Origin of the sequence: Saccharopolyspora soli (assembly GCF_022678645.1) — a bacterium.
GTDB classification, from domain to species: Bacteria; Actinomycetota; Actinomycetes; order Mycobacteriales; family Pseudonocardiaceae; genus Saccharopolyspora; species Saccharopolyspora soli.
Genome location: NZ_JALBWV010000022.1, coordinates 63,602 through 75,725 on the forward strand (window position 1 = coordinate 63,602; position 12,124 = coordinate 75,725).

Sequence of the window (12,124 nt, forward strand, 5' to 3'; positions counted from 1 at the left end):
CGGGGGTCCGGTCAGTACTGTCCAAGTAGGCACAGCCAGTACCAGGAGACACCGGTGAGCGCCGAAGGTCGTTTGATCGCGGGCCGGTACCGCTTGCAGCAGCAGATCGGCAGCGGCGCCATGGGGGTGGTGTGGCAGGCGGTGGACGAGCGCCTGCACCGCACGGTCGCAGTCAAGCAGTTGCTGCTGCAGCCCGGCTACACCCCTGAAGAGACCGAGGAAGCCCGTCAGCGGTCGATGCGCGAGGGTCGCATCGCCGCCCGATTGCAGCACCAGAACGCGATCGTCGTCTTCGACGTCGCCGAGGACGAGGGCCAGCCGGTCCTGGTCATGGAATATCTGCCCTCGCAGAGCCTGGCATCGGTCATCGACGAACAGGGCGTGCTGCCGCCGCTGCAGGTGGCCCGGATCGGCGTGCAGGTGGCTGGCGCGCTCGCCGCGGCGCACATGGCGGGCATCGTGCACCGCGACCTCAAGCCGGGCAACATCCTGCTCGGCGACAACGACATCGCCAAGATCACCGACTTCGGCATTTCCAGGGCCATCGGGGACGTCGCGGTCACCAAGAGCGGCATCCTCGCCGGTACCCCCGCGTACCTGGCGCCGGAGGTGGCGCTGGGGCGGGATCCGGCACCGGCCTCCGACGTGTTCTCGCTGGGCTCGACGCTGTACGCGGCGATCGAGGGCGGGCCGCCGTTCGGGGTGGATGAGAACGCGATCAGCCTGCTGCACCGGGTGGCACGCGGGCAGATCGAGCCGCCGCGCCAAGCCGGTCCGATGGCCCCGGCGCTGATGCAGCTGCTGCGGCCGGATCCGGTCGAGCGGCCGACCATGGCGCAGGCCCGCGAACTGCTGCAGGCCGTGCTCGACGGGCGACCGATCCCGAACGCCTCGCCGAACGTCGGCTGGCAACGCCCCCCGGCGGCGCAAACGCGCACTCCACCGGCTGGTACGCGGATGGGCCCGCCACCGGCTGCCAACCCGCCCACTCGGGTCGGCGATGCCGTGTCGGCCGAGCCGCCGCGCCGCAACTACCGCCAGACGGCGCTGTGGGTGGTGGCGATCGTGGTCGCGGTGCTGGTCGGGGTGCTGGTCGCGAACGCGTTCGGCGACGAATCACCGCAGGGCCAACCAAGTCCGACCAGTGCCGCGCCGCAGCCTCCGGCAGCGCCGTCCACTGCACCACCGACCGAATCGGCTACGCCGAAGTCCTCGGCCGCGACGACGACCAAGACCAGCGCACCGCCCAGCGTCAAGCAGCCGTCCCAGGCCGAGATCGTGCAGGTGGTGCGCGAGTACTACTCGCTGGTGCCGAAGCGGTTGGACGAAGCGTGGCAGTTGCTAGGGCCAAGCCTGCAGGCGCAGGGCAAGGAGCGCTACGAGGCGTTCTGGGAATCGATCGACGACGTCCGGATCATCGGTGACCCGGTGCAGGCCCGTGACAACGTCATCGTGACGCTGCAGTTCACCAAGGGCCACAACAAGATCACCGAACAGCACGTGCTGGGCATGGTCACCACCCGGGACGGCCAGCCGCTGATCAACACCGACCGCCGCGGCTGACGGGTCGCAGTCGTGAGTGCGAAAGCGGTTGCGCACTCACGAGGTGTTCATTCGCGCGCGATCTCCAAGAGGGTGTTCAACAGGGACCGGGTGGCCGGGCGGTCGGCCACCGTTTCGCGCACCGCGACGTAGAGGCGGCGCACCGGCTCCGGATGCCGCACCGGCCGCACGACCACGCCGGGATGCACGACGTCGAGACCTAGGCGCGGGACCAGCGCGACTCCGAGTTCGGCGGCCACGAAGCCCTGCGCGGAATAGCTGCCGTCGGTCTCCAGGACCACCTTGGGGGTGAACCCGGCGCTGGCGTAGGCGTCCCGCAGCAACAACGAGCAAATGTCGTCGCTGGTCAAGGCGCTGTTCACCCAGGAATCACCGGCCAACTGGGCGAGGCCGACGCACTCCTGGTCGGCCATCGGATGCGATTTCGGCAGCACCACGCGGTAGGGGTCGTCGGTGAGGTGCACGAACCGCACGCCGCGCCGCTCGGGCGCGGTGCGACCCACCACGATGATCGCGAGGTCGGCCTCGCCCGCGGCTACGTCGTCGAGCAGTCCGACCTCCTGCATCCGCAGGTCCAGTTGTACCTCGGGATGCTCGGCGCGGAACTTGGCGACCGCGGGCGGGATCAGCCCAACGCTGGCGGTGTGGAAGAACCGCACCCGCAGCAGCCCGGTTCGCCCGGCCCGGATGTCGGCCAGTTCCGCTTCGGTGCCGCTGAGCAGCTCGGCGATCTGACCGGCTCGCTCGGCCAGCAGCGTGCCAGCCGGGGTCGGCTTGAGCCCGCGCCCGACCTTCTCCAGCAGCGGGGTGCCCGCCTCCTTCTCCAGGGTGGACAGCTGTTGGCTGATCGCGGACGGGGTGTATCCGAGATTCGCTGCCGCCGCGCTGACCGAGCCGCTGGTGACCACGGCGCGCAGCACTTGCATCCGACGTACGTCCAGCATGCCCCGACGATACAGCAGATCTGAAAGATCGGTTGATTTAAATTCACTTGTCCTTATGCCTTGATTGGCGCAACGTGGAAAGCGGCGATCGGTTCGGCAGGTACCGAAACATCGGCGACCTACCGTCCCGGCGGACTGACACCCCGACCGCGGGGTGTCCCACAAGACCGGAGAGGACATGAACAACCCGACCAATTACGTCCGGCTCGGCGTGTTGGCACTGCTGTGGGGATCCAGCTTCCTGCTGATCAAGCTCGGCCTGAACGCGCTTTCGGCTACCCAGATCGCACTGCTGCGCATCGTCCTGGGTGCCCTGGTCCTGCTGGCATTGTGCGCGTTGCGCGGCCTGCGGTTGAGCCGCGACCGCGGGCTGTGGCGGCACATCGCGGTTGCCGCACTGTTCGGCAGCGCCCTGCCGTGGGTGTTGTTCGGCCTCGGAGAACAGACCGTGGACTCCGGCCTGACCGGCGTGCTCAACGCGACGACGCCGCTTTGGACGGTGTTGTTCGGGCTGTTCGTCGGCCGCGAGGCGATGCCACCCGCCCGGCTCTCCGGACTGCTGCTGGGATTCCTCGGCGTGCTGCTGATCTTCGCGCCGTGGCAGGGCGGCGGCCTGCTCAGCTGGGGTGTGCTCGCCTGCTTGGGTGCCGCGGTCAGCTACGGGATCGGATATGTCTACATCGGACGGAATTTGACCAGCGGCCACGGCCTTCCGCCGCTGACCCTGGCCGCGATGCAGATGATCGCCGCCACGGGTTACGCGCTGCTGGCGCTGCCGCTGGACGGCCTGCAGGCGGTTCGCTGGGCACCGCTCGGGCTGCTCGCCATCGCGGTGCTGGGCATCTTCGGCACCGGAATCGCCTTCGCGTTGAACTACCGGATCATCAGCGACGAGGGTGCGACGACCGCATCCACCGTGGCTTATCTGATGCCGATCGTGTCGGTGCTGCTCGGCTGGCTGCTGCTCGGCGAAGAACTGGGCCTGCGAATCCTGCTGGGCATGGCGATCGTGCTGCTCGGCGTCGCGCTGACCCGTCGCACACCCGCTTCGAAAACCGTTGGCACAACTGAAGTTCGCACCCTGGATCAGGAGGACGACATGTCTGGCCGAACCCGCACCGGAGATGCCGCGAGCAGCGTCGAGCTGGCGACGCGAACCTCGGAACTCCCGCCGATCGGGCCGCTGAGCCGGTGGGCCCGGTTCCGCCTCGCCCTGATGCGCGGTTCCCAGCTCTACGCCGACTTGGCCAACAGCAACCCGAGGAAGTGACGCGACCGCATGCCAGCGGGTGCGCGGCGCACCGAAAGTTCGGGTTCACACCAGGCGGCGGTCGGAGGCCCAACGGGAGAGTTCGTAGCGGTTCGACAGCTGCGTCTTGCGCAGCACGCTGGAGACGTGCGTCTCCACCGTTTTCACCGAGATGAACAGCTCCGACGCGATCTCCTTGTACGCGTAACCACGCGCCAGCAGCCGCAGCACTTCGCGCTCCCGCGGCGTCAGCAGGTCGAGCTCCGGGTCACCGACCGGCGCCGAGTTCGGGCCCTCCGAGAAGGCGTCCAGCACGAAACCCGCCAGCCGCGGCGAGAAAACCGCGTCACCGGCCCGCACCCGCTCGATCGCGTCCGCGAGATCGCGCCCGGAAATGGTCTTGGTGACATACCCCCGCGCACCGCCCCGGATCACCGCGATGACGTCCTCGGCGGCGTCCGACACCGACAGCGCCAGGAACACCACGCCGGTGTTCTGGCTGCGCACCTGGCGCAGCACCTCGGCACCGCCGCCGTCGGGCATGTGCACGTCGAGCAGCACCACCTCGGGCTGGTAGTGGCTGATCCCGGCAACCGCCTCGGCCACCGACCCGGCCTCGCCGACCACCTCGACCTGGTCGGCCGCCGCGGCGAGCTCGGCGCGCACCCCGGCGCGGAACAACGCGTGGTCGTCGACCAGGAACACCCGGACCGGCCGGGATTCGCTGACGTCGGCAGTCGCTTCACCGGTCACGATCAACATCCTCCATCGCTGGGCTCGCCCGGTAGCGTACGTGAGTTCATGCCGCTGCCCTGGGCATTTCCATCTGCACCTCGGTACCCGAGCCGGGCGAGGTGCGCACCTTGACCCGACCGCCGTGCCGCTGCATGCGGCCCCGGATCGAGTCGGCCAGGCCGTGCCGGTCGTCGGGGACGGCGTCCGGGTCGAACCCGGCGCCCCGGTCCCGGACGTACACCGAGACCTGTTCGGACTCCACCTCCGCGTAGACGCTGACTTCCGCGACCCCGGCGTGCTTGGCGGCGTTGACGACCGCCTCGCGAGCCGCAGCCAGCTGCGCGACCAGCCGTTCGTCGACGTCGCAGTCACCGACAACCACCTGCTGAACCTTGACGGCGAAGGCGTCCTCGACCTCGCCGCAGATCCGGGTCAGCTCGGCGGAGAACGTGGTGGCCGGCGCGTCATCGGCCGCCGACCGGCGCGGCGAACCGTAGCCGTCCGGACCGTAGAGCCAGTTCCGCAGCTCGCGCTCCTGCCCCCGCGCCAGACGACGCACCTCGCGCTCGGAGTCGGCCTGCTTCTGGATCAGCGCGAGGGTCTGCAGCACCGAGTCGTGCAGGTGCGCGGCGATCTCGGCGCGCTCCTGGGAACGGATCCGGCTGGCCCGCTCGACGTTGAGATCGCGCACCAGGCGCACCCACCAGGGCACGGTGAGCACCGCGACACCGATCAGCGTGGCGGCGACGGCCAGCAGCGCGAAGCTGACGTCGTCGATCGCGGCCCGCCCCGCCAGGAAGACCACGATGCCCACGACCACCAGCGCCGCCCCGGCGAAGATGCGCACCAACGCGGACCGGCCGCCACCGCCGAGCAGCACTCCGACCACGCCGGATCGCGCGCCCTGCCGCCATCGGCGGCGCTGCGATTCGTCGGCTTCCCGCCAGACCACCGCGGCGCCGACCAACACCACCACCAGCGGCGCGGTGAGCCACGCCGACATCGACACCAGGGAAACGACCGCCACCAGCGCGCCGACGCCGAGCAGGATCATGCCGAAACCCTGCTGGCGCTCCTTGACCGACACCGGGCGTTCGGAGCCCGTGCCCTGCGGCACGAAAACCCAGAGCAGCGCATAGGCCAGGATTCCCGCCCCGGCGCACGCGGCGAGTATCGCGAAGGCACCCCGCACCCAGAGCACCGGCAGACCGAGGTGGTCGGCCACGCCACCGGCCACCCCCGCGAGCAGTCGCCCGGTGCGCCGTCGGCGCAACTGCGGGAACGCGGTGTTCGGCGGGTGCGTCGATTCCGGCGGTGCCGCACGAGTCCGTTTCCGCTTGTACCGGGCCTTCACAGCATTGATGGTCACACGGTCGCGCGGGCGCGGGCATCAGGGACCGTCCCTGACTTTCCGGGCGGTCTCAGGGGCGTCCCTGATGCGATCGGGCGCAGCGGAATCCGATAGTGGTAGCCATGAGCAGCACGAAGCGATCCGGTTTCGCCGGTATCGAGGACACCCTGCGCGACTTCTGGGCGACCCGCCCGGTGCGACCGCGCAACGGTGGCAAGTTGGGAGGGGTGTCGGCGGCCATCGGCCTGCGGTACGGCGTCGATCCGATCCTGGTACGAGTCGCCTTCGTCCTGGCCACCGTTTACGGCGGTGCCGGTCTGGTGCTCTACCTGCTCGGGTGGCTGCTGTTCCCGAGGGAGGGCGACCCGGTGCCCGGCTCGACCGAGCCGATCCGACAGCCGACCTCCACCAGGGCGGCCGTGGTGCTCGTGCTGCTGTTGATACCGGGCGTGTTCTGGCTGACGACCTCGCCAGCCATCATCGGCTTGGCGGTCGGCCTCGGCGCGCTCTACATGTTGCACCGCAACTACGGCGAGAAGGGCATGGCACTGGCCACCGCAGCGCCGAGCACCACCCGACCGGTGGCGACTCCGGTGGGCGAGAACACCTGGGTCTACCCCGGCGGCACCTCGACCGATGCCCCGGTTGGCGAGTCCTCGCAGCAGGCGCCGCCCACCTGGGACCCGCTCGGCGCTGCTCCGTTCGCCTGGGACCTGCCCGAGCCCGACGAACCGGAGGATGCCCAGCCACGACGCCCGCGACGTCGCTGGATCAGCTTCGTGGCCTTGGCGGTGGCCGCGTTCTTCGCGGGCCTGGCCACCACGCTGGGTGCGAGCCTGGGCACCGCGCTGGCAATCGCGTTGGGCGTGCTCGGCCTCGGCATGGTCGTCGGCGCGTTCCTGCGCGGTGGGCGTGGGCTGATCTGGGCCGCGGTCCCGGTTGGCGCGCTGGCGATGGTGCTCGGCGCGTCGACCGGATTCAGCGGAGACGTGGGGGACGTGGAGATCCGGCCCACCTCGATCGAGAACGTCGCGCCGCGCTACCAGAAGTCGGCCGGTTCCATCATGCTCGACCTGCAGGACCTGCGGATGGCAGACGGCCAGGAACTGCGCACCGGCGCCAACGTCGGGATAGGCGACATCACCGTGCACGCGCCCCCCGAAGCGGATCTGCAGGTTCGGTGCTTGTCGGAGTTGGGCTCCGTGAACTGCTTGGACGTTTCAGCGGACGGCTCGTCGGTGGAGCGCTCCGTCGTCGACAACGGCGCGGACGGTCCTGGTGGCGGGCGCATCGTTCTCGACCTGGTGGTTGGTACCGGAGATGTGGAGGTCGTCCGTGGCTGACGAGGAAACCACCCGCCGCCCGGACCGGGACGGCCCCGACATGGTCACGCTGATCGCCGGTCTGCTCTCGGTCGCCATCGCCAGCGGCGTGCTGCTCGGCTTCGGCGGCAACCTGCAATGGCTGCTCGCGGTAACCGCGGTCGGGATCGGCATCGGCATGCTGATCGTGTCATTCCGAACCCGCCGAGACCACTGACGCGTGAATGCGCAGCCAGCCTGCCGCGAACCGCATTTCGCGGCAGCACAGGTGAACTCCTCACCCGACTGGGGTAAGTGGGCTCCAGCCCGGTTGCGCGCTCACGACTGGATTTAACGGGAAATTTCGAAAACCCGCCAAGTTCGGGATCGGCCACGTCAACTGTGCTGATACTTGATCGATCCGCTGTGCGCCCCTACCCCCGAAGGAGCTGTCATGGCCCCCCGACGACTGCTCGCGATCGGCACCGCGTTCGCGTTGCTGACCACGCTCCTGCTCTTCGAAGCGGGCGCCGCACCTCGTGCCGAGGTGTTCTTCGACGACTTCTCCGGCACCGAGCTGGACCGTTCGAAGTGGACGGTCGACGTCACCGGTGAGAACTTCGGCACGGTGAACCAGGAACAGCAGGCATACGTCGACTCGCCGGAGACCATCTACCTCGATCCGGACCCGGCGACCGGCGCGAGCAACGGCGCGCTGGCCCTGCACGCCCGGTACGCACCCGGCCACCAGGCCCCGGACGGCCAGACCTACGACTTCGTCTCCGGCCGGATCAAGACCCAGGACAAGGTCGAGTTCACCTACGGCAGCTATTCCGCGCGCATCAAACTCCCCGAGAACGCAACGGGATCCGGATTGTGGCCAGCGTTCTGGTCGTTGGGCGCGAACATCGACGCGGGCAAACCGTGGCCGCAGTGCGGCGAGGTCGACGTGATGGAACACGTCGGCGAGCCGTGGACCAGCGTGGCGATGCACGGCCCGGAGTACAACGGCGACACCCCGATCGCCGGGCAGCAGAACTTCGAGGGCAAGGATCCGGCCGACTGGCACGTGTACCGGGTGGACTGGACGCCGGAGGGGTTCACCTTCTTCGTCGACGACACCGAGACCTACCGGATCACCAAGCAGGAGATGCAGTCCAACGGCTGGACCTGGGTGTTCGACGACCCCCAGTTCATGATCCTGAACCTGGCGCTCGGCGGCGTCTATCCGAACGCCGTCAACGGCGTCACCGAACCGTACTTCGGCCTACCGCAGTCCACAGTGGACAAGATCGCTGCGGGCAATGTCCGCTACCTCGTCGACTGGGTCCGCGTCGAACAGCCGTGAGCGCGAAAGCCGGTTCCAGCCGGTTTTCGCACTCACGACCCCATTCAGGTGAGGAGTGAGGGGCACCTGTGACCAAGTAAGTTGGTCACAGGTGCCCCTCACCTCGTCCTCGTCTATTTGCGGTGCGACGAAGTGTGGTTCGCTTCGACGCGCTTTCGCACCGCGTCCCCGGTGATTCACTCCCACTCGATGGTGCCCGGGGGCTTCGACGTGACGTCCAGGGTTACCCGGTTGACGTCCGCGACCTCGTTGGTGATGCGGGTGGAGATCCGCTCCAACACGTCGTACGGCAACCGGGTCCAGTCCGCGGTCATCGCGTCCTCGCTGGACACCGGGCGCAGCACCACAGGGTGCCCGTAGGTGCGGCCGTCGCCTTGGACCCCGACCGAGCGGACGTCCGCCAGCAACACCACCGGGCACTGCCAGATGTCGCGGTCCAGGCCAGCGGTGGTCAGCTCCTCGCGGGCGATCGAGTCGGCCGCGCGCAGCGTCGCGAGCCGGTCCGCGGTCACCTCGCCGATGATCCGAATGCCCAACCCCGGTCCGGGGAACGGCTGCCGGTGCACGATCGTCTCCGGCAGGCCCAACTCCAGCCCGACCCGGCGCACCTCGTCCTTGAACAGCGCGCGCAGCGGTTCGACCAGCTCGAACTGCAGGTCGTCCGGCAGGCCGCCGACGTTGTGGTGGCTCTTGATGTTCGCCGCGCCGGAGCCGCCACCGGACTCGACGACGTCTGGGTAGAGCGTGCCTTGGACCAAGAAGTCGATCTGCTCACCAGCCGCACCCGCCTCGGCCTGCAGGTCGCGGGCGGCCTGCTCGAAGACCCGGATGAACTCCCGACCGATGATCTTGCGCTTCTCCTCGGGGTCGGTGACACCGCTGAGCGCGCCGAGGAACCGGTCCACCGCGTCGATGGTGACCAACCGGACCCCGGTGGCCGCGACGAAGTCGCGCTCCACCTGGGCGCGCTCCCCGGAGCGCAGCAGGCCGTGGTCGACGAACACGCAGGTCAGCTGCTCGCCGATGGCACGGTGCACCAGCGCGGCGGCCACTGCCGAGTCCACGCCGCCGGACAGCGCGCAGATCGCCCGCCGGTCACCGATCTGCTCGCGGATCGCGGCCACCGTTTCGTCCACAATGGACGAAGTGGTCCACTGCGGGCGGACTCCGGCGATCTCGTGCAGGAACCGCCGCAGCACCTCCTGGCCGTGCGGCGAGTGCACCACCTCGGGGTGGTACTGCACACCGGCCAACTGGCGTTCGACGTTCTCGAAGGCGGCGACCGGGGTGTCCTTGGTGCCAGCGGTGACGGCGAAGCCCTCCGGGGCCTTGCTGACCGAGTCGCCGTGGCTCATCCACACCGGGTGGTGACCGGGCAGCTCCGCGTGCAGCAAACCGCCGTCACCGCTGATCTCCAGCTCGGTGCGGCCGTACTCGCGGGTGCCGGTGTGCTCCACCGTGCCACCGAGCGCGGAAGTCATCGCCTGGAAGCCGTAGCAGATGCCGAAGACCGGGACACCGGCGTTGAACAGCGCCGCGTCCACCTGCGGCGCGTCGTCGGCGTAGACGCTCGCCGGACCGCCGGAGAGCACGATGGCGGCCGGGTTGCGCCGCACGATCTCCTCGACCGAGGCGTCGTGCGGGACCACCTCGGAGTAGACCTGCGCCTCCCGCACCCGCCGCGCGATCAGCTGGGCGTACTGGGCGCCGTAGTCGACAACGAGCACCGGCCCCTGGCGATCGGCGACCCTGTTGCTTGCGGTACCGGACACGTCGTCGAAACCTCCTGGCGAGAGCGGCTACACCCATTGTCCCAGGTAACCGAGGCCACAGCGGCACCGACCCTGACCGCGCGCCGTCACACGAGGGGGAGGTGCAGCGCCGCCGGAGCAGTGGCCGGGACCGCTGGGGACTTCGGGGCGACCGGCCACACTCGGCGGTAGTCGGCGCGCTGGTCGGGCCGGGGATCCGCCTCGCCCTTGTTGGGCCACATCGAGAACGCCCGCTCCGCCTGCGCGGCGATCGTCAGCGACGGGTTGACGCCGAGGTTCGCGGTGACCGCCGAACCGTCCACGATGGACATCGTCGGGTAGCCGAACGCCCGGTGGTACGGGTCGATGACGCCTTGCTCGACGCTCTCCCCGATCGGACAGCCACCTAGGAAGTGCGCGGTCAGCGGGATGTCGAACAGCTCGCCCCAGGTGCCGCCGGCGATCCCGCCGATCTGCTCGGCGGCCAGCTCGTTGGCCTGCTCACCGGCGGCGATGAACGTCGGGTTGGGTGCGCCGTGCCCCTGCCGCGAGGTCAGGCGGGACTTGCCGAAGCGCCGCCTGAGCCGGGTGGTCAGCGAGTTGTCCAAGCTCTGCATGACCAGCAGGATCAGCGTGCGCTCGCTCCAGTTCTTGACCGACAGCATGCGCAACGTCCGCAACGGGTGCTGCCGCGCGGACCGCCACCACTGCTTCCAACGCGACTCCGACGTACCGCCCCTGGTCGCCAGGGTCTGCAGCAGACCCATCGCGTTGGCGCCCTTGGTGTAGCGCACCGGCTCGATGTGCGTGTCGTCGTCCGGGTGGAACGACGACGTGATGGCCACGCCGGTGGAGAAGTCGCGGGCCGGGTCCAGCCGCAGCAGTTGCGAACCGATGATCGACTCGGAGTTGGTCCGGGTGAGTCGCCCGAGCCGTCCGGACAACTGCGGCAGATCGCCGCGCTCCCGGCAGCGGTGCAGCAGGTTCTGGGTGCCCCAGGTGCCTGCCGCGACCACGACCTGGTCGGCGCGGAAGATCCGGGGCTGCCTGGCCAGTTTCGCCCCGGTGCGCACCGACGCGATGCGCCACCGGCCGTCGGCGCCCGGCGCGAGCCTGGTCACCGTGGTCATCGGGAAGACTTGGGCGCCGCCGACCTCGGCCAGATACAGGTAGTTCTTGACCAGCGTGTTCTTCGCGCCGACGCGACAGCCGGTCATGCAGGCACCGCATTCGGTGCAGCCGGTGCGCGCGGGCCCGGCGCCACCGAAGAAGGGGTCGGCGTCGGTCTGCCCCGCCTTGCCGAAGTACACCCCGACCGGTGTCCGGTGGTAGGTCTCGCCGACGCCCATTCGCTCCGCGACCTGCTTGATGACCACGTCCGACGGGGTTTCGGTCGGGTTCGCCACGACGCCGAGCATCCGGGTGGCCTGGTCGTAGTGCGGGGCGAGCTCGGTTTCCCAGTCGGTGATGTGCGCCCACTGCGGGTCCCGGTAGAACGGCGCCAGCGGTCGGTAGAGGGTGTTGGCGTAGTTCAGCGAGCCGCCGCCAACGCCCGCCCCCGCGAGGATCAGGCAGTTGCGCAGCAGGTGGATCCGCTGGATCCCGAAGCAGCCGAGCTGGGGTGCCCAGAGGAACTTCCGGAGGTCCCAGGACGTCTGCGGCAGTTCGTCGTCGGCGAATCGACGACCGGCTTCGAGCACCGCGACGCGGTAGCCCTTCTCGGTCAGGCGCAGCGCGGCCACACTGCCGCCGAACCCGGAACCGATGACGACCACGTCGAAATCGGTGTCCTGCTCACGTCCAGCCATGCGCGACAGAGTAGCCGTAACTACTCACCAGTAGCTAGAGCTCGCGACGCGGCTGCACCGACACCGAAGTGGCA

Annotated in this window: 10 protein-coding genes; 5 read left to right on the forward strand and 5 right to left on the reverse strand. The window is 69.3% G+C overall.

Annotation, left to right across the window (positions count from 1 at the left end):
- Positions 1-54 precede the first annotated feature (54 nt).
- Positions 55-1,563, forward strand: coding sequence for a serine/threonine-protein kinase (locus MOQ72_RS18425; protein ID WP_242185013.1), 1,509 nt, complete (start codon positions 55-57; stop codon positions 1,561-1,563).
- Between the two features lie 47 nt (positions 1,564-1,610).
- On the opposite strand, the gene MOQ72_RS18430 is transcribed toward MOQ72_RS18425, so the two are convergent.
- On the reverse strand, positions 1,611-2,507 hold the full coding sequence (locus MOQ72_RS18430) for a LysR family transcriptional regulator (RefSeq protein WP_242185015.1): 897 nt from the start codon (positions 2,505-2,507) through the stop codon (positions 1,611-1,613).
- Between the two features lie 178 nt (positions 2,508-2,685).
- Between MOQ72_RS18430 and MOQ72_RS18435 the strand changes: the two genes are divergently transcribed.
- Positions 2,686-3,777 (forward strand): DMT family transporter, encoded by a 1,092-nt coding sequence (locus MOQ72_RS18435; RefSeq protein ID WP_242185016.1) that lies wholly within the window; start codon positions 2,686-2,688, stop codon positions 3,775-3,777.
- A gap of 45 nt (positions 3,778-3,822) precedes the next feature.
- Here MOQ72_RS18435 and MOQ72_RS18440 read toward each other — a convergent pair whose 3' ends face one another.
- Both MOQ72_RS18440 and MOQ72_RS18445 read right to left on the reverse strand, forming a co-directional pair.
- Positions 3,823-4,518 carry a response regulator gene (locus MOQ72_RS18440; protein ID WP_242185017.1) on the reverse strand — a complete coding sequence of 232 codons (696 nt, stop codon included), beginning with the start codon at positions 4,516-4,518 and terminating at the stop codon, positions 3,823-3,825.
- A gap of 37 nt (positions 4,519-4,555) precedes the next feature.
- Entirely contained in the window at positions 4,556-5,845 is a 1,290-nt protein-coding gene (locus MOQ72_RS18445) for an ATP-binding protein (protein WP_242185018.1), read from the reverse strand.
- Between the two features lie 119 nt (positions 5,846-5,964).
- On the opposite strand from MOQ72_RS18445, the gene MOQ72_RS18450 reads away from it, so the two are divergent.
- The 3 genes from MOQ72_RS18450 to MOQ72_RS18460 all read left to right on the forward strand — a co-directional run bounded on the left by MOQ72_RS18450 (position 5,965) and on the right by MOQ72_RS18460 (position 8,491).
- The gene (locus MOQ72_RS18450) at positions 5,965-7,185 is read left to right on the forward strand and encodes a PspC domain-containing protein (RefSeq protein WP_242185019.1); all 1,221 of its coding nucleotides are present in this window, start codon (positions 5,965-5,967) and stop codon (positions 7,183-7,185) included.
- Entirely contained in the window at positions 7,178-7,381 is a 204-nt protein-coding gene (locus MOQ72_RS18455) for a hypothetical protein (RefSeq protein WP_242185020.1), read from the forward strand. Before MOQ72_RS18450 ends, MOQ72_RS18455 begins: the two co-directional genes overlap by 8 nt.
- 216 nt (positions 7,382-7,597) lie before the next feature.
- Positions 7,598-8,491, forward strand: coding sequence for a glycoside hydrolase family 16 protein (locus MOQ72_RS18460; RefSeq protein WP_242185021.1), 894 nt, complete (start codon positions 7,598-7,600; stop codon positions 8,489-8,491).
- A 176-nt stretch (positions 8,492-8,667) separates the two neighbouring features.
- Here MOQ72_RS18460 and guaA read toward each other — a convergent pair whose 3' ends face one another.
- The gene (guaA, locus tag MOQ72_RS18465) at positions 8,668-10,263 is read right to left on the reverse strand and encodes a glutamine-hydrolyzing GMP synthase (RefSeq protein WP_242185022.1); all 1,596 of its coding nucleotides are present in this window, start codon (positions 10,261-10,263) and stop codon (positions 8,668-8,670) included.
- An 86-nt stretch (positions 10,264-10,349) separates the two neighbouring features.
- Positions 10,350-12,050, reverse strand: a complete 1,701-nt coding sequence (locus tag MOQ72_RS18470; protein WP_242185024.1) for an FAD-dependent oxidoreductase — start codon at positions 12,048-12,050, stop codon at positions 10,350-10,352.
- Positions 12,051-12,124: the final 74 nt, after the last annotated feature.